The sequence below is a fragment of the Flavobacterium sp. LC2016-13 genome, from assembly GCF_009707955.1.
Classification (GTDB): domain Bacteria; phylum Bacteroidota; class Bacteroidia; order Flavobacteriales; family Flavobacteriaceae; genus Flavobacterium.
This window is the reverse complement of the sequence record NZ_WMDQ01000006.1, coordinates 198,222-218,193: the sequence shown is the minus strand read 5'-3', so window position 1 is coordinate 218,193 and position 19,972 is coordinate 198,222. Positions and strand designations below refer to the sequence as shown.

The following is a 19,972-nucleotide window of genomic DNA, read 5'->3' as shown; positions in this document are numbered from 1 at the left end:
ACAATTATGTGGAAAACTCAAAATCTCATGATTTGATTTTCTTTTTTCAAAAGCTGAAGACTGTAGTTACAAAATCGGACATTACATAGTTCATCTTAAGATGATAAGCTGTTTACAAATATTTTACCAACTTGTATATAGTAATCTATTTTTGCTATTGGAATTCTTTTAGTAGAAACCAAAAATGCACCTGTATTAATTTGTAAGTAAGCTCCATAAGTAGAAATTATTACAATTTTATAATTGCCATATGTGCTAGAGGATCTATGTGCGACGTGATTTCTCACTTTTCTCATCTCTTCGTAAAAAGGTCCAAAATTTACTAATTCGACCCTTACTTTTTCAGTTGCTGGAATTATTTTTTTAATTGTATCAATTGAATATCTAGAATTTGTCCATTTAGGGCTTTTAGGAGTGACACGATTAAAATTTTCAAATTGTTTTAAGGCATTATTTACAGTTGTACATGTATGTAGAAGAGTTGGTAAATTACCGCTTCTATATGGAGATGCACAAGCAATTTTAGATGAAACATCTTTTATGTAGTTTTCTATTAAAGAAAATAAACGCAACAGAATAACCTCTGCAATCAAATGCTGATATTTAGGTTCTAAAGTTAACGAAGAATTTCTGTAGTTCTCTAGTCTATTTATGTCAATAATTACTTTGTTGTATGAAACAACTAAGCTAGGAGGTGGCATTATTAAGAAACAAATTTTTTAATATAAGAATCTCTTACTTTACGGCTTATAACACTTTGAGTTGTTGCTGCTAATGCTGCTGTAAAGTCAATATCATCTTTAGATTTGTCATCAACATTATCCATTAGAAATATAGAATCGATTTCAAAAAGACCTTTTGCTATTTTCTTTGTGTCTATCTTGTCCAAACTGTCAATTACTATCATCAAAGATAAAAGTAATGGAGGCCTGTTGAAAATTGTATTTTTTATGCTTTCAGGATCTAACTTAATAAGGGTTTCAAATATTTTATTTAGTCTAATAGAAATTTCTTCTGACTGATTAAATTCTAAATCATATAATTTATAAATTTTATTTATACTCGCGGAAGTATATCCAATTACTCCTTTAATAAGATTGATTATCAGATCTGAAATGAATTGTACTTCCGTCATCCTTGAAATATCTGTAGGTGTAAATATTCCATAATTCCTCCAAAATTCTAATCTAATTACCGATTGGCGAACAGCAAATTGCTTAAATTCTCCACTGAAATTTGCGTTTCTCTTCTCTTGTGCATTTAATGTTTTTGAAACGGAATTTATACGAGCGAAAATATCAATAACATCACTATCATTTGCACCTTGCAAATAACCGACAGGAACAGGAGTTAGTAAAAAATTTTGTTTCTGAGCTTTAGATAAATTTTCATATTTTACTCTTTTTTGCGTTTCTGGATGAATCGCAGAAAATTCATTATTGCAATACGAAAGAATTGCTCTTGACCTTTGTTGCCCATCAACAACTTCTTTAATGCTTTTTCCTAACTCTAAATCTAAAGAATGCCTTATGTAAATTGCAGGTATTGGCTTTCTTTCAAATAAAGTATTGATTAAGTAAGATTTTTGGCTATCATTCCAAACAGATCTACGTTGATACCAAGGATTTAGATTTAGCTCATCTAAATTTTTTAAATTAATAATATCTTGAATAATTAGTGATTGATAATCTACTCTTTCCATTTTGAAATTTTTATCAAATTTAATATAAAATAACGAATGTTGCTTTTTCTACAATTTACTTAAAAATGTATCCTAATAAACTTATACAATACTACGCAAAAAAACACTTACAGTTATTGTGGTTTTCCATAATTGTAGTTTTTTTTGGATAAGACAAAAATAATTACCTGCGTTAATGAAAATAGTAATTATAGATAATTAAATTTATTTATAAATTCAATAGAGCTTATTTGCAATATGTGCCAATAGTAGTTATATACTAAATATGGACATAAAAAAAACTCCTTAATTTCTTAAGGAGTTTCTTGGTGGGCGATGAGGGGTTCGAACCCCCGACCCCCTCGGTGTAAACGAGGTGCTCTGAACCAGCTGAGCTAATCGCCCTATTTTACTAGGTTGCTATCATTTTGTGATTGCGAGTGCAAATATACGCTAGTTTTTGAGTTCTGCAAAGAAAATAGAATAAAAAAGAAAACTTTTTTTTAAATTAATTATATCTTGCTGTTTATGAATTTGTTATTAAAATGTTTTTTTCAAACTTTTTTCTGCAAATTCAGATTTGCTTAGTTCAAAGGCAATTCTGCAACAACAAAAGTACTTCCGCCAACATAAATAAAATCGTTTTTCCCGGCATTATTCTTTGCAGCAGCAAAAGCTTCTTCAACAGAAACGTATCTTTCACCTATTAAATTATATTTTTTTGCCGCATCTTTTAATATTACGGTAGCTAAACCTCGCGATGAATTTGGCCTGCAGAAATAATATTGCGCCTTTTTAGGAAAAAGAGGCAAAATCGAATCAAGATCCTTATCATTAACAACGCCTAAAACAATATGTAAATTCTCGTAAGTCTCTTTCTGAACCTGATTCATGACAACAGCCAAACCGTGTTTGTTATGTGCCGTATCGCAAATTATTTTCGGATTTTCGCCCAATTGCTGCCATCTTCCCTGTAAACCCGTATTTTTTGAAACATTCAATAAACCCGTTTTTAAATTCTCAATAGAAACTTTAAAATCCGTTTTTGAGTTTAAAAGAGCCACAACCTGCTGCACCGTTTTTTTATTATGAAACTGATAATCCCCAATTAAATCAGAAGGAAAAACTCCCGAAATTAAATCAGCCGCAAAATAAATAGGCGCATCGTTTTCTTTGGCTTTGGCTAAAAATACAATTTCAGTTTCCTCTGTATATTCACCAATTACAACAGGAACATTTGGTTTAATAATCCCTGCTTTTTCACCTGCAATTGCCGTGGTTGTATTTCCTAAAAACTGAGTGTGGTCTAAATCGATGTTCGTAATTACCGAAACCAAAGGCGTAATGATATTCGTAGCGTCTAATCTTCCACCCAAACCAACTTCAATAATCGCAATATCTACTTTTTCTGAAACAAAATAATCAAAAGCCAAACCAACAGACATTTCGAAAAAACTCATGTCATTAGCCTCAAAAAAATCTTTGTGTTTGGCAACAAATTCACAAACAAAATCTTCAGAAATATCGTTTCCGTTAATTTTAATTCGCTCTCTAAAATCTTTTAAATGCGGAGAAGTATACAATCCAACTTTATAACCCGCTTCCTGCAAAACCGAAGCCAGCATGTGCGAAGTCGATCCCTTTCCGTTAGTTCCCGCAACGTGAATGCATTTTAATTCCTTTTCAGGATGACCCAGATGCGCCGCAAGTAATTTAATATTTGTTAAGTCTTCTTTGTATGCCGAAGCGCCTTGAAGTTGATACATTGGCAATTGGTTAAACATCCAATTTGTTGTTTCCTGGTAGTTCATTTATTTTGGATAAAATAGTGTTGAATTGAAATAATTTCCCGTTTTTTTAGTTTAATATTACAATGAAAATTATCTTTAGTGCAAATTTCAAATATTTTTTAGAATTAATTATTAAAAACCAGAATTAATATATGTTTAGTTTCATTCAATTACAAACAGATACCATTGCAAACGCCGCATCTAACGTAGTTATCGAGAAAATTGCTCCAAATACTGAAATCTCTGTTTTAGGATTTATCTTAAAAGGAGGTTTTTTCTTAATACCAATTGCCATTTTATTGTTTTATACTATTTACGTAATTTTTGAACGTTACTTATATATCAGCAAAGCGTCGAAAATTGATGCACGATTAATGCAGGATGTTGGAGATAAATTGAATGCAGGAAATATAGAATTAGCAAGAACAATTGTAGAAAGAAGCGATACAGCTGCCGCAAATATTCTGAAAGAAGGAGTTTTGGTTATTGGAAGACCAATTGCCGAAATAGAATCAAACATGGACCGCGCTGCTGATATTGAAATTGGTGAAATGGAAAGACGTTTAGGTCATCTTGGACTTATTGCCGGTATTGCGCCAACATTAGGTTTTATTGGAACTATTTCCGGAGTAATTAAAATTTTCTATAGTATTTCGGTAACTGAAAATATCAGTATCGGAAACATCTCCGGAGGTTTATACGAAAAAATGATCAGTTCAGGTTCAGGATTAATCGTAGGTATTATTGCGTATAGTGCTTACCATTTATTGAACGGAAAAATTGATGATTTTGCCTTAAAAATTCAGAAACAAATTTTAGAATTTGTAAATATAATTCAAAGAGCATAAGGTATGTCTATTAAAAGAAAAAGAAGATTTCATGCCGAAGTAGCAACTTCGTCATTGAGTGATATTATGTTTTTCTTGCTGTTGTTTTTCTTAATTATATCAACGCTAGCAAATCCTAATGTTATTAAAATGACATTGCCAAAAGCGAAATCAAATGAAAAAACCAATAAACAACTAATAAGTTTATCAGTTACCGAAGATAAAAAGTTCTACATAGATAAAGAACCCGTAGATTTCGAAAATCTGGAAACAAGTTTAATGTCAAAAATAGGAGCAGACAAACAACAAACCGTTGTCGTTCGAATTCCGTTTAATTTGCAAGTGCAGGATTTAGTAGATGTATTGCAAATAGGAGTAAAGAACAATTTGAAGTTTGTAATTGCTACAAGTCCGAAGTAATTTTTATCATTAGGGCGTGACCACAATAAAAAAATGGGCCAATCAGCATAACGTTGATTCGCCCATTTTTTTATTGCGGTCGGGCTATCCGCGCTACTTCGGTAGCCAGCTCCTATCCCTCACGCGGAAAAAAGAGAGAATAGAGTATAGAGAATAGAGTATAGAGAATAGAGTATAGAGGAAAGAGAAAAGAAGAAAGAGAAAAGAAGAAAGAGAAAAGAAGAAAGAGAAAAGAACATAGAACAAAAAGTAGCCATAAAGTATGTGTCATTTCGACGGAGGAGAAATCTCCGCAAGTAACTCCGCAGCGGGAATCAAATGTTTATCGAGCTTCTTGCGGAGATTTCTCGTTCCTTGAAATGACACAAAAAAGAGAAGAATAAAAGACAATAAAAAAGGCTTTCTGAAATTTTCAGAAAGCCTTTTTTATATAAATCTAATTCGTAAAAATTAGTGTAATTCGTGTTTTAATTCAAACTAAAATTATACACAATTTTTCCCACTTGTTTTGCTGCTGCATTATCATCAGGCGACCATTTGGTATTCATTGCGGCAATTTTGGCTTGTTCTAATAAACAGCTTGCCGTGTTTGTTGTTCCTTTTATTCCTGCAGTTGCGCTAATAGTTTTTCCGTTTTGGTCAACCGTAACTTCAACAACTACTTTTCCTTCTTCGTTACACGTATATTTTGGTGCAGGTTTCGATAACGCTTTTCGGTTTCCTAACGAATATCCTGATCCACCGCCAGAACCTCCGCCGCTTCCGGCTCCGTAACCGCTTCCGGTACCAATACCATTTCCAGTTCCGTTTCCACCGCCAGTTCCGCCACCAGAACCTCCGGTGCCATAATAACCGTTAGATCCTAAACTTCCGTTCGCTTTTCCTTTATTTCCTGCTGCTTTATCATCACCGTCTCCGCCTTTGTTAGAGCCTTTCAAAATGCTTGATAAAGCATCATTTGTAGAGTTCGAAACTTTTGGTTTTTCAGGTACAGGTTTTGTTTCCGGTTTTACAACAGGAGTATTTTTTTTAGGCTTTTCTTTTACGGGAATAATTACATCTTCTGCATCAGTAGTTGCGTTTTCTTGTGTAATAATAGCTTCGTCAGGAGTTGCTTTTGCAGGCGTTTGTTTGGCCTCGTTTTTAACATCTAAAACTTCGCTTTTATAATTAGCTCCGGAACCTAAATCACTGTCTCCAAAATTTACGGTCACGCCGCCACCGCCGCCACCTTCAGCAAGTGCAACATTATTTTCCGGATTGTATGGAGGCCAAAAACGAATAAAAAACAATAATAGAATAATTACTGCATATATCGCTGTGGTGAATAATAGTGATTTCTTTTTATCTGAAGAATCTGTCGAAGCCATTGTGATTCTGAATTTTGTATTGTATTAAATAAAAACGTTTAAAAGTACTAAAAATTGTTTAGAATCAAAGAGGGAACTCATTTTGGAAGTGATTGTTTTTTTGCTCGCAGATTTGGCAGATTTGGCAGATTTTTTGGCTCTTTTTTTGTTTTGCCACAGTTTGAATGAATTAAAATGATTTTTCTAAACTTTATGATAAGAGTTTCACGCAGATTTTATACAGATTTAAGCAGATCCGCGCAGATTTTTTCTTTGATTTTTTTAATCAATAATTATAAAATTTATATCTGTGCGGATCTGCTTAAATCTGCCAAATCTGCGTGAAACTTAACTTTGCATTTTAATTTATAGCAAAAAAAACGAGCCAAATTATTATTTGACTCGTTTAGAATATAATGTATAAAATATTATACTAATTGTTTCAGTGCAATCTCAAAAGCAGTTGCGCTGATATTTGTTTTTGATGGATTTAAAGCGTGAGCTTTTACAATCGCATTTTTTATAATTTCAGAAGTATCATTAAAAATAGCTTCATCGGTCATTTGAACTTTTTTCTCCATGAAATAAGCAAAAACCCTTGCCATTCCGCAGTTTGAAATAAAGTCAGGAATCAAACTTACTTTACGATCCACTTCTTCCATGATAGAACCAAAGAAAATCTCTTTATCTGCAAAAGGAACATTCGCTCCACATGAAATAACCTCTAATCCGTTTGCGATTAAGCTGTCAATTTGCGATTGAGCAACCAATCTTGAAGCAGCACAAGGCGTGAAAATTTCAGCACCAATTGTCCATATTTTAGCGTTGATTTCTTCAAACGGAATCATATTGTCGGCCACTAATTTGTTTCCGTCTTTATTTAAAAACAACGTTCTGATTTCTTCAAAAGAAAAACCTTCTTCTTTAATTAATCCGCCATCACGATCAATAATCCCGATAACTTTTGCGCCCATTTCAGCTAAATAAAATGCGGCTGCAGAACCAACATTTCCAAAACCCTGAACGATTGCTTTTTTACCTTTTATATCTCCACCGTAAGTTGCATAAAAATGACGAACAGCTTCTGCAACGCCATAACCCGTAATCATATCGGCAACTGTATATTTATGAGTTACATCCGGTGAAAATTTAGGGTTTTCGATAACCTTAATTACACCTTGACGTAATTGTCCAATTCTATTGATTTTATCAGCTTCGGTTGGTTTAAAATGTCCGTTGAAAACACCTTCCTGCGGATGCCAGACACCGCATTCTTCTGTCATCGGAATAACTTCATGAATTTCATCAACATTCAAATCTCCACCAGTTCCGTAATAACTTTTTAATAAAGGAGAAACTGCTTTGTACCAACGTTGCAAAACACCTTTTTTACGAGGATCGTTTGGGTCAAAGTTAATTCCGGATTTAGCGCCTCCAATTGCAGGACCAGAAACAGAGAATTTTACTTCCATTGTTTTGGCTAATGATAAAACTTCGTTCATATCCAAGCCTTTTCTCATTCTTGTTCCACCACCTGCGGCTCCTCCACGAAGTGAATTAATTACTGTCCAGCCTTCAGCTTCTGTTTCAGAATCTTTCCAGTTAAAAACAATTTCAGGTTCTTTATTTTCAAATTGCTGTAATAAATCTTTCATTTTGTTAAGATATGTATATTTTGCGTAAATGTATAAAATAGAATAATGCGAATAATGTATTTTCGAGCAATTTTATTTCAATAAAAAAATAAAGCCGAAAACGTAATAGTTATCGGCTCTAAAATTTATATAAAACGGGATATTAGATTATTGTCCCAATAAATGTTTTTTTAAGGTATCATCAACGGGTTTGTCTGAAAGCCAGATTCCGAATAATGCTTTTTTGAAATCGAATCCGGGAATTTGTCCTTTTACAACATCATTTTTAATAACATTTGTAGTTTGATCAAGCGGATTGTATGCCAAAATAAATACATCTTTTTCAGTAATTGCATCGCTTAACAATGTTTTAAACTGCTCAATTCTTGGTCGCAATTCTTCAAGATTGCTTCCTGCAGATTTTTCAAAACCGGCATTCATCGCTTTAGTCAATTTGTTTGAAGAAACCATAGATGAGGTAATTTCAATTCTGATCGCCATTTCGGTATCGCTGTCAATAATAAATTTTGGATCCTGGCTTAATTGAGATAAATACAAGGCCTGAACATAAACTTCTAACCACATTTTTGATCTTCCACCGGCGCCATTTAATTGTAAAGTTTTGTTTTGAAATTCAATTTTTCTAGGAACAGTAACGCCGTTTACCTCAAGGTGAGTTTGTGCAGAAACTGTCGAAAATTGTAAACTTAAAAGGAATGTAATTAATGGTAAAATCTTTTTCATACTCTATCGATATTTATTTTTTTTGTGGACAAAATTAGGGTTAATTTCTTAAATTTTAACACTTTAGATTTATTTTTTTTTATTCTACTCTATTCATAATCAAATTAGTAAGAGTTGCTTTACGTAGATATACGTGGTTTTGTAACTTTTGGTTTTAATTACATTCATATTATCTAAACGTTTATAAATTATGTCTTTTAATCAATAACTTAATTCTTAAATTTTAAAGAAAATGTTGCAAAATCAAGCTTAGTCAGTAGAAAATTCAAGATAATTACGAAAACGTTATCGTGATTCTTGATAATATCTTAAAATTATATGCACGCATTGTTAATTCGCATTTAAAAATTATCTTTGAAAACCTTAAATAAATGAATAAAAAGAGCATTCAAAAAACATAAAAAATAACAATTACCTGAACTAAATGTTTTGAGATTTGGTTTAGAAAAACAAAAAATAAAAAAACTATGGATTTCAACCTTACCGAAGAGCATTTAATGATTCAACAAGCAGCAAGGGATTTTGCTCAAAACGAATTATTGCCGGGTGTTATTGAACGTGATGAAAAACAAATTTTTCCGACTGAGCAGGTTAAAAAAATGGGACAACTGGGTTTCATGGGAATGATGGTTGATCCTAAATACGGAGGAAGTGGCCTTGATGCGATTTCATACGTAATTGCGATGGAAGAAATTTCTAAAGTAGATGCTTCGGCTTCTGTAGTAATGTCTGTAAATAACTCTTTAGTATGTTGGGGTTTACAGGAATTTGGAACTGAAGAACAAAAACAAAAATATCTTCCGGGTCTGGCTTCAGGAGAAATTCACGGTGCTTTTTGCTTAAGCGAGCCGGAAGCAGGAAGTGATGCGACTTCTCAAAAAACGACTGCCGTAGATATGGGAGATCATTATATTGTAAACGGAACAAAAAACTGGATTACGAATGGTAACACGGCTTCGGTTTATTTGGTAATTGCACAAACGCATCCTGAGAAAAAACACAAAGGAATCAATGCTTTGATTATGACCAAAGATATGCCAGGTTTTTCTATTGGCCCGAAAGAGCAAAAAATGGGAATTCGTGGTTCTGATACACATTCATTAATGTTTAGTGATGTAAAAGTTCCAAAAGAAAACAGAATTGGTGAAGATGGTTTTGGATTTAAATTCGCGATGAAAACCCTTGCGGGCGGACGTATCGGAATTGCTTCTCAGGCTTTGGGAATTGCTTCGGGAGCTTATGAATTGGCTTTGAAATATTCTAAAGAGCGTAAAGCTTTCGGAACAGAAATTTGCAATCATCAGGCAATTGCTTTTAAATTGGCAGATATGGCAGTGAATATCGAAGCGGCGCGTCATTTATGTATGAAAGCAGCGTGGGATAAAGACCAGCATAAAAATTATGATGTAAGTGGAGCAATGGCAAAATTATTTGCTTCGCAAGTTGCAATGGATACTGCTGTTGAAGCGGTTCAGATTCACGGAGGAAACGGTTATGTGAAAGAATATCACGTAGAACGTTTTATGCGTGATGCAAAAATTACCCAGATTTATGAAGGAACTTCTGAAATTCAGAAAATCGTAATTTCAAGATCTGTTATTGCAGGATAATCTTCTATAAAATAATTCATAAAAACCCTTTTGAAGTTTAGGCTTTAAAAGGGTTTTGTTTTTTCTGGGCTTTAGATTGGCACACGGATGACACAGATTCGCTTCGCGAAAACACTGATAAAAACGGATTTTTTTATGTTAGGAAAATAAAAATCTGTGTCAATCCGCGTTTTCGCGAAGCGAATCTGTGTCATCCGCGTTCCTAAAACTTATAATTAGATTTATTGTTAATTTAATTACATTTACACCAACAGATTTAATTTTTATGTACGAAGATTTAAAATATTGGTACTTGCGGGATCATAAATTGTTTAGAACACTTAGTTTTTCGCAAATCAAGCAATTGTGCATTATTACAGGTTTTAAAAAAGCATCAAAAGGAGAAATTATTTATTTTTCTTCTTCAGATGTGCCTCGTATCTTTTTACTTAAAAAAGGAAATATAAAAATTGTTGCTATTGATGAAGACGGCAATGAAACCATAAAAGACATTATTCAAAAAGGAGATTTATTTGGTGAATTGACTTTAGAAACAGATAATAAAGTCGAAGAATACGCAAAAGTACTTTCTGACGATGTTGCTATTTGCAGTTTTTTAATGTCTGATTTTGAAGATTTATTATTGCGAAATCCAACATTGGCCATTTCGTATACCAAATTTGTGGGTTTGAAAATGAAACGGATTAAAAATAGTTATGCTAATTTAATTTCTAAAGACGCTAAAACGAGATTGTATCAGTTTCTAAAAGACTGGGCTGAACAAGAAGGCATTAGAGAAGGAAATTCAATAGCAATCGAAAACTATTTAACCCAAAATGATATTGCCCAAATTATCTGTACTTCAAGACAGACCGCTACACAATTGCTGAATGAAATGGAAACAAATCAGCTTTTAAGCTACAACAGAAAAGAAATTATCATTCCCGATATTACCAAATTATAATTATTTTGGGCTAAGTGTAAATTAGCCGACATTTTGCTTTTTCATAGTACAATAATTTTACATCATCAAAAAAGATGTAAAACAATACACTATGAAAAAAATACTTTTTATGTTTTTAGTAACCCTCACTTCGGTTGCTAATGCGCAGAACATGATTGCTAAATCTGCGACAGATATCGCTCCTTTATTAATAGGAGAAAAGATCCCAAACTTTACTTTAAAAACATCTGAAAACGCAGATGTAGATATTTCAGATCTTCTTAAAAAGAAAAAAACAATCCTGATTTTTTATCGCGGCGGTTGGTGTCCGTATTGCAATATGCATTTGCAGGCAATGGCCGAAGCCGAAAAACAAATTCTGGATTTGGGCTACCAAATTATTGCCGTAAGTCCGGATTCTCCTGAAAACTTGAAAATTACAGAAGAAAAGGATAAAGTAAAATACACCTTACTTTCTGACTCAAAAGGATCATTAATTAAAGCGGTTGGAATTGCTTATGAAGCTCCGGAAAACTACAAATCGGTAATTAACGTACATTCTAATGAAGTCAATAAGAGTTTTTTACCAGTTCCGTCAGTTTTTGTAGTGAATACGGAGAGCGATATACTTTTTGAATATGTTTCTCCAGATTTTAAACAGCGCATTACGACAGAATTACTTGTTTCAGTATTAAAAAACTTAAAATAAAATAAGATGAAAAAGCTAGTATTACTTTTATTGATTTTGGTTTCAGGAATTTCATTTGCTCAAAATGATGCCAAACGAGTTAGCCAATATAATTTAGAAAATAAAATTGCCATTCAGGGTTATGATCCCGTGGGATATTTTAATCAGGGAAAAGCAATTAAAGGGAAAAAAGAAATTTCGGTTTCCTATCAGGGAGTGATTTATAATTTTTCATCAAATGAAAATAAAAATGCCTTTTTGAAAAACCCGTCAAAATACGAACCTCAATATGGCGGCTGGTGCGCTTATGCGATGGGAAGTGCCAATGAAAAAGTTGAAATAAATCCGGAGACTTTTAAAATTGTTGATGGTAAACTGTTTCTGTTTTACAATGCCTATTTTAATAATACGCTGAAAAGCTGGAACAAAGACGAGAGTAATTTGAAAACTCAGGCCGATAACAATTGGAAAAAAATCTATAAATAATAAGAGCCATGAAAAAGGAAATTATAGTTTGGATTCTTAGAATTGTGGCTTCGGTAATTTTATTGCAAACCTTGTATTTTAAGTTCAGCGGGGCCGAAGAAAGTATTTATATTTTCTCGACTTTGGGAATTGAACCTTACGGAAGAATTGGTTCAGGAATTGCCGAATTGATTGCAGCGATTTTGATCCTGATACCAAGAACAACCTGGATTGGCGCTCTTGGCGGATCCGGAATTATGATTGGCGCTATTTTATCGCACTTATTTGTGTTAGGAATAGTTGTTAAAAATGATGGTGGAACGCTGTTTACTTTGGCAGTTGTTACATTATTATGTTGCCTGGGATTGCTTTATTTCAATAAAAACAAATTGTCTAATCTTCTAAATTAAAAACCATGTTACTAAAATCAATACGTCACAGTTTAGATGAATTAATTGGTCTGTTGGATCAATTATCTGATAAAGATTATTCAAAATCATGCGAAGCTTTAAGCAACGCAACTATTGGTGAACACACAAGGCACATTCTTGAAATGTTTCAATGTCTTCAAAATGGATATGATTCGGGAATTTTAAATTATGATAATCGTGAAAGAAATACCAGAATTCAAACTGAAACCGAATTTGCAAAACAATGTATTATCGAAATTAAAGCGGGATTGCAAAGCGAAAATAAAATAATGTTTCTGGAGCAGTTTATTGACGGGCTTACGATGAGAATTCAGAGTAATTATTATAGAGAATTGCTTTATAATCTGGAACATTGCGTGCATCATCAGGCTTTAATAAAAGTGGCTGTGCTGCAATTTGAGAATATCTTAATAAATGAAAATTTTGGCGTAGCGCGCTCGACTATCGAATATAGAAAACAATGTGTACAGTAAGTTTTGTAAATAATAAAGGAGTTGCCATTATTACTTCAAACCGGGACGAAAAAGTAATTCGTCCCGGTGCTGTTGTGCCAAGAAATTATGCTCACAACGGCAAAAACATCATGTATCCAAAAGATTCAAAAGCCGGAGGAACCTGGTTTGCAATGGATGAAAATGGAACTGTTTTGGTTTTATTAAATGGCGGAATCAGAAAACACAATCCAATATTGCCTTATAGAAAAAGCCGCGGATTAATTGTTTTGGATATTATCGCGCAGGATTCATCAAAGGATTTTTGGCAACAAATTGATCTGGATAATATTGAGCCTTTTACTTTGGTTTTGTATCAGGAAAGAGAATTGTATGAATTGATTTGGGATGGTTTTGAAAAACGAACAACAAGATTAGATGAATCTCAAAACCATATTTGGTCGTCAGTTACTTTATATCCTAAAGAAATTAGAAAAGAAAGATCAGATTGGTTTTTTGATTTTTTGAAAGATAAAAATGAAATATCAGCTTTAGATATGCTGGATTTTCATAGAAATACACATAGCGATGATGCTCAAAACGGCTTAATCATAAATCGAGAGAATATGATGAAAACGCTGAGTGTAACGCAGGTTGTAACAGAACAAAATAAGGGCGTAATGAAATATTATGATTTAGTAAAAACAGAAGATTTTTCAACCTCTTTTATTCGAATTTAAAACATGTACAAATGAAACTATTTTTTCACAAAGTAACCAATTGGGAGTATTGGCCATTTCAGGTTTTGTATCTTCCTATCTATTTTCTTTGGGCATATTATGCCATCAAGGCAAGATCAGTTTTTTTCTTTAATGCCTCAAATCCAAAAATTAAAAATGGCGGATTTATCATGGAAAGCAAAAAACAGATTTATGATTTGCTTCCTAAAAAGCATTATCCAAAAACGATTTTAATTCGGGAGAATTCTGATTTAAAAGACATCGTAAATCTATTGGTCGAAAAGCAAATTTATTTTCCATTAATCGCAAAACCGGATATTGGTTTGCGTGGTTCCGGAGTGAAAAAAATTAAAACCGTTTCTGATCTCACAGATTATGCTAAAAAAGCAAATTTTGACTTTTTGCTGCAGGATCTTATTCCGTTTAAAAAAGAAGTAGGCATTTTTTATGTACGCCGTCCGCTTCAAAAAAACGGAAAAATTACCGGAATTGTTTCGAAAGAATTTTTGATTGTTATAGGAGACGGAAAATCAACTATTGAAAATTTAATCAAACAAACGCCAAGATTTGAGCTGCAGTTTGATGTTTTGAAAGAAGAATACGGAGATCAATTGCACCGAATTCTGGGAAAAGGAGAAACGTTGAATTTGGTTCCGTTTGGAAATCACGCCCGAGGCGCAAAATTTTTAGACGGCAGTCATTTGATTACACCAAAACTAACTAAAATGATTAATGAAATTGCGACTCAAATTCCTGAATTCTATTTTGGACGTTTCGATATCATGTACAATACTTTTGAAGAATTAGAACAAGGAGAAAATTTTCAAATTGTTGAGCTTAACGGTGCCGCGAGCGAACCTACACATATTTACGATCCTAAACATTCCGTTTGGTTCGCGTGGAAAGAATTGGCGCGACATATTACTTATATGTATGAAATAAGTGTTGAAAATCATAAAATGGGAGTTCCCTATTTAGATTACAAAGTGGGCATGCGCGAATACAGATTGCATGTGGCGCAAAACAATAAAATCATAAATTTTTAGAAATGAAAAGTTTAAAAAATATCTCGGTCGGGTTTCTGGTAAGTTTTCTGGGGTCAATTCCGCTGGGATATTTAAACTTAGTGGGATTAGAAATTTATGCAAAATCAGGACTTCATAATTTGGTTTTCTTTTTGTTTGGAGTTGTTTTTGTAGAAACTTTCGTGATTTATTTTACGTTGCTTTTTGCCAAACAACTTACAAAAAATAAAAAATTAATGAAGATAATCGATTTGTTTTCAGTCGTATTCATGTTTGTGCTCGCGATTGTTTTTTATGTCAGTTTTAATCAAACAATAAAATCAGATAATCATTTGCATAAATATTTAATGTATTCGCCTTTTGTAATTGGCGTAATTTTAAACTGTTTAAATTTTTTGCAAGTTCCTTTTTGGACGAGTTGGAATTTATATTTACTTAAAGCAAAGTGTATTACAATAGAAAAAGAGTTAAAATATTATTATATTGCAGGAACTTTGATAGGTGTTTTTTTAGGAATGTTTAGTTTGATTGTAATTTTAGAGAATGTTTTTGAGAAAACAAACCAATTTTCAAAGTATATAATGCCTGTTTTTGTTCCGTTATTTTTCATTGTTTTAGGAAGCGTTCAGGTGTTTAAAGTCTATAAAAAATATTTTAACCATCAACTTTAGAAATTTGAATTCTGAAGTTCATAAAAGCTTCATTCATGAAAAAAATCTACTTTCTTGTACTTCCATTTGTTTTATTAGGATGTAAATCAAATCCGTCTGCAACAACTGATAAAGCGTCAAAATCAGATTCAAAACCTGTTGAAATTGTCTATAAAGTTGAAGAATCAGAAGTTTCAGATTTCTTAAAATACCTTTCTTCGGATGAATTAGAAGGACGCGAAACCGGAACAAGAGGTATCGAAAAAGCAGCGGTATTTTTAGAAGATTTTCTAAAAAAGAATAATGTAAAACCTTATTTTAAAACCTATCGCGATACACTAACCAATTTTAAAGCCCCCGCATTTAATATTGTTGGCGTTATTGAAGGTACAGATCCTGAACTTAAAAAAGAGTTTGTGGTTTTAAGCGCACATTACGATCATATTGGTTTATTGAAAGATAAACAAGGTGATCTTATCAATAATGGGGCGAACGACGATGCTTCTGGAGTAACGGCTGTGGCTCAAATGGCAAAATATTTTACTCAAACAAAATCGAATAAACGCAGTATTCTTGTGGTGTTTTTTGCCGGAGAAGAAAAAGGTTTGCTAGGTTCTAAAAGTTTGGTTCAGAAACTTAAAAAACAAGATTTTAATTTATACGCACAATTAAATATCGAAATGATTGGCGTACCAATGAAACGCGATTATTTAGCCTACATTACAGGTTTTGATAAATCGAATATGGCCGAAAAAATAAATCAATATACAGGTAAAAACACGATTGGTTTTTTGCCGAAAGAAGCCGAATATAAATTATTCTACAGATCAGATAATTATTCTTTTTATGAAGCCTTCAAAAAACCCTGCCAGTCGATAAGTACTTTTGATTTTGAAAATTTTGAATTCTACCACCATGTTTCAGATGAATTTAAAGTGATGGATATTCCGCACATGACTTCTTTTATACAGGAATTTTTACCAGCAATAACTCAAATCTCAACTTCGCCAACAGAAGAAATTACAATGAAATAATAACAGTTCGTTTTATTGGATTTGCTTATTTTTGCTTCATGAAAAATATTATTATTACAGGTACAAGCAGAGGAATTGGTTACGAATTGGCTTTGCAATTTGCTAATGCAGGTCATCAGGTTTTGGCCATTTCAAGAAAAACTCCACAAACCCTTATAGAACATCAAAATGTAACTTGCCTTTCTGTTGATTTGGCAGATGAAAGTGCTTTGCAGGTTGTAGATGATTTTTTATCATCGACCTGGAAAAAAGTAGATGCCGTAGTGCATAATGCCGGCGCTTTATTATTAAAGCCTTTTGCAGAAACAACACAAACTGATTTTGAAAGTATTTATAAAGTGAATGTTTTTGCTGTGGCAAACCTTACCAGAATTTGTTTGCCGTATCTTCAAAAAGGAAGCCATGTTGTAACCATTAGTTCGATTGGCGGTGTTCGCGGAAGTCTTAAATTCGCGGGTTTAGCAGCGTATAGTTCCAGTAAAGGTGCTGTGATAACATTAAGTGAATTATTGGCAGAAGAATATAAAGAAAAAGGAATCTCGTTTAATGTTTTAGCATTAGGATCAGTTCAAACAGAAATGTTAAATGAAGCTTTCCCCGGATATCAGGCGCCAATTTCTGCTGAAGGAATGGCAACTTATATTTACGATTTTACTCTTAACGGAAATAAATATTTTAATGGAAAAGTTCTCGAAGTTTCATCTACTAATCCTTAAATTATTCTTATAACTAATCCCCAAATTAATCAACCAAAATTTATGAAAAAAAGAATTTTAATTCTTGTAGTTGCACTTTTTACTGTCTTTTTAAATCAAAAGCTTTCTGCTCAATCTTATAAATCAGAAACTTTAAGCTTTTATAATTTTGTTTTTCCAGAAAGTTATATTCCTGCAGGTTATAAAACTTATGGCGTTAAAATGAATCTTTCGGACAGTCCAATAGCAATATTAGTTGATGGAGAAAAAAAAGGGACACGTGATCGACTTTCTTATAATGAATTTTTTAAAGAAGAATATTTAATCAGGCCTCTTGCCGGAACAGTAACAGAGGTGAATTATAAAGGAACTCAAATTTCATCGATTGTTGATTTAAATTACAGAAGCCAACAGTTAAAAGCAGAAGACAATCTTATAATTGATATTTATATTAATAACGTTGCTTATGAAGGGTTAATAACTGTGAGCAATAGTGATACACCATATTCTTATGAAACATATTATAAGTATGATGTTGTTTATAAATTAAGAAATAGTGTGAACGACAATGTAATCATGGAAAAAACTTTTAAAGTTAAAGAACAAAAACTTGGTTCTGGAAGTTCTGAAGGTTATCAGGCTAATTTTAAAACAAAGCCAGAAGCGGTAAATTATCTAGCTGCAAATCTTGATAAAAATTTAATTTATAACGACCTTATAAATCATATTCAGAAAAATATGAGGATTCGACTGATGTCTTGGATTGGTGTTCCATTTTATATGGATAGTTATTATTTTTCCAGAATTTCTAAAGAAGATAAAAATCCGTTCTTTGTCAAATTAAATCAAGATGTAGATGTTATTGAAAGTTGGTGTAAGGGCAAATCTACGCCTAAAATAGATGAGGAACTTTTAAATAGCAATGCTGAATTTGTCAAGAATAATAATTTGGTAATTACAGATAATTCAAAAGCTTTTCACGATGAGGGAGATTTAATTAATTACAATAATTTTCAAGACAAGAAAAAAAATTTATGTGATTTTATTTTAAAAATGGATACATACGCCAAACAATTAGATGCAAATGATAAAGGCCAGAAAGCAGCTATGTGGGCTTGCTATGTAAATATTGCTTCGAGTTTTGAACTTTTACATAATTATAAAAGCAGTTTAGAATATATTCAAAAAGCACGTGCTTTAGATTATCAGGAAAATAAATTAAAGTATATGGAAACAGATGTTACAAAAAGACAAGCGAATAGAAATGTTTTTTTTGATGCAAATGGAGAAATTAAAAAAGATGTAAATAGTAATTACCTTAAATATTTAAATTTATAAATGGTTTTTATTTTTTGAATTAATTAAATAGCACTCCTTTGAACGAAACTTTAGCTAAATATTTACCGGAACATGCTGTAAAGCCTGCTTTTGATTTGATTGTTGCAAATCAGGTGCATCTTAAAATTGTTAATGAGCGTCAGACGCGTCATGGCGATTATAGAAGAGGGCATACCGGAAAACATGAAATTACAGTAAATTCGAGTTTAAATAAATATCGTTTTTTAATTACGCTTATTCATGAAATCGCACATTTGGTTGCGTTCGAAAAATTTGGCAGAAATATAAAACCGCACGGAGATGAATGGAAATTTTCATTTCAGCGTTTAATGGTTCCTTTTATTCGTCCGGAAATATTTCCGGGACAGTTATTGCCGTTATTAGCGAGGCATTTTAAGAATCCCACGGCAAGTAGTGATACTGATACGACTTTGTCTTTGGCTTTGAAGCAATACGACAAAGAAAACGATAAAAATTACATTTTTGAGATTCCGTACGGAAGTGTTTTCAGGATCAAAAATGGAAAAATATTCAAAAAATTAGCCGTAAGAACTAAACGTTTTGAATGTATAGAAATTAGCTCAGGCAGAACTTATCTTTTTAATCCAAATGCTGAAGTCGAGCTTTTACCCGGGAATCATTAATTAAATTCCAATAAAAAAATCCAAATTCCAACATTCATTCGGTTGAAATTTGGATTTTTTTATTGGAATTTTTCTCTTCTATATATTAGTTTTTTGTAAAGACTTAGTTTTATCAATTTATGATGTAGAATTTATCTTATATTTAAAAAATATTAAACCTTTATAAACTGCTATTAAATTGATTATGATAAAAAAACTACTTAAGATTATTTTTGTTTTAACGCTTTCCACTTCAATCTACGGGCAACAAACAAATGATGTTGAATCAAAAGAAAAAACCAATCCCATTATTTATGCAGAGCTTTTTGGAGGTTTTTCAGCTATGGACCATGTTGGTTTTTCCGGTGGCGTCGAACTAAATTATCAATATAAAAAGAGTCTTTTTAGTTTAAGATATGCTAATGCAACTGGATATATCTCAAATGAAATTAATCCTTTTTTTCCGTTTCCAACCTATTATAAATCCGAAGATAATTCTGAATACGCTTTATTATATGGTAGAAGATGGATGTCTGAAAGACGTTCTTTTAGTGTTTCTGCCGGAATAAGTTGTAATAATCTGGATTCAAAGAGAAGGTTTATTGATGAGGAAGCAGAAACTTATGGCTTTAATCAAAAATATGAAACCTTTTACGGCGTTCCTTTTGAGGCTAGTTATAAATGGTTTTACAAGAAAAAACGATCTAAATTAATTTACAATGCTTTAATACCGAGTATTGGCGCAAAGATTTTTGGTAACATTTCTAAAAACAGTTATATAGGATTTGGATTGTCAATTGGACTTGGATTTTCTAAGGAATATAAATAAATGTAAATAATAAAATACCAATAAAAAACTCCAAATTTCAATCTTA

Annotated in this window: 22 protein-coding genes and 1 tRNA gene; 16 read left to right on the top strand and 7 right to left on the bottom strand. The window is 32.4% G+C overall.

Annotated features, from left to right (window positions below; all coding sequences use genetic code 11):
• Positions 1-95: 95 nt before the first annotated feature.
• The 4 genes from GKZ86_RS14380 to GKZ86_RS14365 form a co-directional block, all read right to left on the bottom strand.
• The gene (locus tag GKZ86_RS14380; RefSeq protein ID WP_154783773.1) at positions 96-701 is read right to left on the bottom strand and encodes a hypothetical protein; all 606 of its coding nucleotides are present in this window, start codon (positions 699-701) and stop codon (positions 96-98) included.
• Between the two features lie 2 nt (positions 702-703).
• Positions 704-1,702, bottom strand: a complete 999-nt coding sequence (locus tag GKZ86_RS14375; protein WP_154783772.1) for a DUF262 domain-containing protein — start codon at positions 1,700-1,702, stop codon at positions 704-706.
• Between the two features lie 306 nt (positions 1,703-2,008).
• Positions 2,009-2,086, bottom strand: a tRNA-Val gene (locus GKZ86_RS14370).
• 179 nt (positions 2,087-2,265) lie between these two features.
• Entirely contained in the window at positions 2,266-3,492 is a 1,227-nt protein-coding gene (locus tag GKZ86_RS14365) for a folylpolyglutamate synthase/dihydrofolate synthase family protein (protein ID WP_154783771.1), read from the bottom strand.
• Between the two features lie 131 nt (positions 3,493-3,623).
• On the opposite strand from GKZ86_RS14365, the gene GKZ86_RS14360 reads away from it, so the two are divergent.
• A complete protein-coding gene (locus GKZ86_RS14360) occupies positions 3,624-4,319 on the top strand; it encodes a MotA/TolQ/ExbB proton channel family protein (protein ID WP_059113932.1) in 696 nt (231 codons plus the stop codon).
• 3 nt (positions 4,320-4,322) lie between these two features.
• A complete protein-coding gene (locus GKZ86_RS14355) occupies positions 4,323-4,718 on the top strand; it encodes a biopolymer transporter ExbD (protein WP_059113933.1) in 396 nt (131 codons plus the stop codon).
• Positions 4,719-5,185: 467 nt separating this feature from the next.
• Here GKZ86_RS14355 and GKZ86_RS14350 read toward each other — a convergent pair whose 3' ends face one another.
• The 3 genes from GKZ86_RS14350 to GKZ86_RS14340 all read right to left on the bottom strand — a co-directional run bounded on the left by GKZ86_RS14350 (position 5,186) and on the right by GKZ86_RS14340 (position 8,445).
• Positions 5,186-6,088, bottom strand: coding sequence for an energy transducer TonB (locus GKZ86_RS14350; protein ID WP_154783770.1), 903 nt, complete (start codon positions 6,086-6,088; stop codon positions 5,186-5,188).
• A 407-nt stretch (positions 6,089-6,495) separates the two neighbouring features.
• A complete protein-coding gene (locus GKZ86_RS14345) occupies positions 6,496-7,722 on the bottom strand; it encodes a Glu/Leu/Phe/Val dehydrogenase dimerization domain-containing protein (protein WP_154783769.1) in 1,227 nt (408 codons plus the stop codon).
• Positions 7,723-7,869: 147 nt separating this feature from the next.
• A complete protein-coding gene (locus GKZ86_RS14340) occupies positions 7,870-8,445 on the bottom strand; it encodes a chalcone isomerase family protein (RefSeq protein WP_154783768.1) in 576 nt (191 codons plus the stop codon).
• A 467-nt stretch (positions 8,446-8,912) separates the two neighbouring features.
• Here GKZ86_RS14340 and GKZ86_RS14335 point away from each other — a divergent pair, with 467 nt between their 5' ends.
• The 14 genes from GKZ86_RS14335 to GKZ86_RS14270 all read left to right on the top strand — a co-directional run bounded on the left by GKZ86_RS14335 (position 8,913) and on the right by GKZ86_RS14270 (position 19,926).
• Positions 8,913-10,055: an acyl-CoA dehydrogenase gene (locus tag GKZ86_RS14335; protein ID WP_154783767.1), complete on the top strand. Its 1,143-nt coding sequence runs from the start codon at positions 8,913-8,915 to the stop codon at positions 10,053-10,055.
• A gap of 265 nt (positions 10,056-10,320) precedes the next feature.
• Positions 10,321-10,998, top strand: a complete 678-nt coding sequence (locus GKZ86_RS14330) for a Crp/Fnr family transcriptional regulator (RefSeq protein WP_154783766.1) — start codon at positions 10,321-10,323, stop codon at positions 10,996-10,998.
• Positions 10,999-11,089: 91 nt separating this feature from the next.
• On the top strand, positions 11,090-11,686 hold the full coding sequence (locus GKZ86_RS14325; RefSeq protein ID WP_154783765.1) for a peroxiredoxin-like family protein: 597 nt from the start codon (positions 11,090-11,092) through the stop codon (positions 11,684-11,686).
• 6 nt (positions 11,687-11,692) lie between these two features.
• On the top strand, positions 11,693-12,151 hold the full coding sequence (locus GKZ86_RS14320) for a YHS domain-containing (seleno)protein (RefSeq protein WP_154783764.1): 459 nt from the start codon (positions 11,693-11,695) through the stop codon (positions 12,149-12,151).
• Between the two features lie 8 nt (positions 12,152-12,159).
• Positions 12,160-12,540: a DoxX family protein gene (locus tag GKZ86_RS14315; RefSeq protein WP_154783763.1), complete on the top strand. Its 381-nt coding sequence runs from the start codon at positions 12,160-12,162 to the stop codon at positions 12,538-12,540.
• 5 nt (positions 12,541-12,545) lie between these two features.
• Positions 12,546-13,034 (top strand): DinB family protein, encoded by a 489-nt coding sequence (locus GKZ86_RS14310; RefSeq protein WP_154783762.1) that lies wholly within the window; start codon positions 12,546-12,548, stop codon positions 13,032-13,034.
• On the top strand, positions 13,022-13,732 hold the full coding sequence (locus tag GKZ86_RS14305; protein ID WP_154783761.1) for an NRDE family protein: 711 nt from the start codon (positions 13,022-13,024) through the stop codon (positions 13,730-13,732). Before GKZ86_RS14310 ends, GKZ86_RS14305 begins: the two co-directional genes overlap by 13 nt.
• Before the next feature lie 11 nt (positions 13,733-13,743).
• Positions 13,744-14,778 carry a D-alanine--D-alanine ligase gene (locus GKZ86_RS14300; protein ID WP_154783760.1) on the top strand — a complete coding sequence of 345 codons (1,035 nt, stop codon included), beginning with the start codon at positions 13,744-13,746 and terminating at the stop codon, positions 14,776-14,778.
• Between the two features lie 2 nt (positions 14,779-14,780).
• A complete protein-coding gene (locus GKZ86_RS14295; protein WP_154783759.1) occupies positions 14,781-15,428 on the top strand; it encodes a hypothetical protein in 648 nt (215 codons plus the stop codon).
• A gap of 35 nt (positions 15,429-15,463) precedes the next feature.
• The gene (locus GKZ86_RS14290; RefSeq protein ID WP_154783758.1) at positions 15,464-16,441 is read left to right on the top strand and encodes a M20/M25/M40 family metallo-hydrolase; all 978 of its coding nucleotides are present in this window, start codon (positions 15,464-15,466) and stop codon (positions 16,439-16,441) included.
• 38 nt (positions 16,442-16,479) lie between these two features.
• Positions 16,480-17,157, top strand: a complete 678-nt coding sequence (locus GKZ86_RS14285; RefSeq protein WP_154783757.1) for an SDR family oxidoreductase — start codon at positions 16,480-16,482, stop codon at positions 17,155-17,157.
• Between the two features lie 42 nt (positions 17,158-17,199).
• Positions 17,200-18,474 carry a hypothetical protein gene (locus GKZ86_RS14280; protein WP_154783756.1) on the top strand — a complete coding sequence of 425 codons (1,275 nt, stop codon included), beginning with the start codon at positions 17,200-17,202 and terminating at the stop codon, positions 18,472-18,474.
• A gap of 38 nt (positions 18,475-18,512) precedes the next feature.
• Positions 18,513-19,118, top strand: coding sequence for a SprT-like domain-containing protein (locus GKZ86_RS14275; protein WP_154783755.1), 606 nt, complete (start codon positions 18,513-18,515; stop codon positions 19,116-19,118).
• A 184-nt stretch (positions 19,119-19,302) separates the two neighbouring features.
• Positions 19,303-19,926 carry a hypothetical protein gene (locus GKZ86_RS14270; protein WP_154783754.1) on the top strand — a complete coding sequence of 208 codons (624 nt, stop codon included), beginning with the start codon at positions 19,303-19,305 and terminating at the stop codon, positions 19,924-19,926.
• The last annotated feature ends 46 nt before the right edge of the window (positions 19,927-19,972 follow it).

What these genes read in the sequence shown, in the direction of transcription:
- GKZ86_RS14380 (WP_154783773.1), bottom strand. Translation starts at nt 701, where the DNA reads ATGCCACCTCCTAGCTTAGTTGTTTCATACAACAAAGTAATTATTGAC.
- GKZ86_RS14375 (WP_154783772.1), bottom strand. Translation starts at nt 1,702, where the DNA reads ATGGAAAGAGTAGATTATCAATCACTAATTATTCAAGATATTATTAAT.
- GKZ86_RS14365 (WP_154783771.1), bottom strand. Translation starts at nt 3,492, where the DNA reads ATGAACTACCAGGAAACAACAAATTGGATGTTTAACCAATTGCCAATG.
- GKZ86_RS14360 (WP_059113932.1), top strand. Translation starts at nt 3,624, where the DNA reads ATGTTTAGTTTCATTCAATTACAAACAGATACCATTGCAAACGCCGCA.
- GKZ86_RS14355 (WP_059113933.1), top strand. Translation starts at nt 4,323, where the DNA reads ATGTCTATTAAAAGAAAAAGAAGATTTCATGCCGAAGTAGCAACTTCG.
- GKZ86_RS14350 (WP_154783770.1), bottom strand. Translation starts at nt 6,088, where the DNA reads ATGGCTTCGACAGATTCTTCAGATAAAAAGAAATCACTATTATTCACC.
- GKZ86_RS14345 (WP_154783769.1), bottom strand. Translation starts at nt 7,722, where the DNA reads ATGAAAGATTTATTACAGCAATTTGAAAATAAAGAACCTGAAATTGTT.
- GKZ86_RS14340 (WP_154783768.1), bottom strand. Translation starts at nt 8,445, where the DNA reads ATGAAAAAGATTTTACCATTAATTACATTCCTTTTAAGTTTACAATTT.
- GKZ86_RS14335 (WP_154783767.1), top strand. Translation starts at nt 8,913, where the DNA reads ATGGATTTCAACCTTACCGAAGAGCATTTAATGATTCAACAAGCAGCA.
- GKZ86_RS14330 (WP_154783766.1), top strand. Translation starts at nt 10,321, where the DNA reads ATGTACGAAGATTTAAAATATTGGTACTTGCGGGATCATAAATTGTTT.
- GKZ86_RS14325 (WP_154783765.1), top strand. Translation starts at nt 11,090, where the DNA reads ATGAAAAAAATACTTTTTATGTTTTTAGTAACCCTCACTTCGGTTGCT.
- GKZ86_RS14320 (WP_154783764.1), top strand. Translation starts at nt 11,693, where the DNA reads ATGAAAAAGCTAGTATTACTTTTATTGATTTTGGTTTCAGGAATTTCA.
- GKZ86_RS14315 (WP_154783763.1), top strand. Translation starts at nt 12,160, where the DNA reads ATGAAAAAGGAAATTATAGTTTGGATTCTTAGAATTGTGGCTTCGGTA.
- GKZ86_RS14310 (WP_154783762.1), top strand. Translation starts at nt 12,546, where the DNA reads ATGTTACTAAAATCAATACGTCACAGTTTAGATGAATTAATTGGTCTG.
- GKZ86_RS14305 (WP_154783761.1), top strand. Translation starts at nt 13,022, where the DNA reads ATGTGTACAGTAAGTTTTGTAAATAATAAAGGAGTTGCCATTATTACT.
- GKZ86_RS14300 (WP_154783760.1), top strand. Translation starts at nt 13,744, where the DNA reads ATGAAACTATTTTTTCACAAAGTAACCAATTGGGAGTATTGGCCATTT.
- GKZ86_RS14295 (WP_154783759.1), top strand. Translation starts at nt 14,781, where the DNA reads ATGAAAAGTTTAAAAAATATCTCGGTCGGGTTTCTGGTAAGTTTTCTG.
- GKZ86_RS14290 (WP_154783758.1), top strand. Translation starts at nt 15,464, where the DNA reads ATGAAAAAAATCTACTTTCTTGTACTTCCATTTGTTTTATTAGGATGT.
- GKZ86_RS14285 (WP_154783757.1), top strand. Translation starts at nt 16,480, where the DNA reads ATGAAAAATATTATTATTACAGGTACAAGCAGAGGAATTGGTTACGAA.
- GKZ86_RS14280 (WP_154783756.1), top strand. Translation starts at nt 17,200, where the DNA reads ATGAAAAAAAGAATTTTAATTCTTGTAGTTGCACTTTTTACTGTCTTT.
- GKZ86_RS14270 (WP_154783754.1), top strand. Translation starts at nt 19,303, where the DNA reads ATGATAAAAAAACTACTTAAGATTATTTTTGTTTTAACGCTTTCCACT.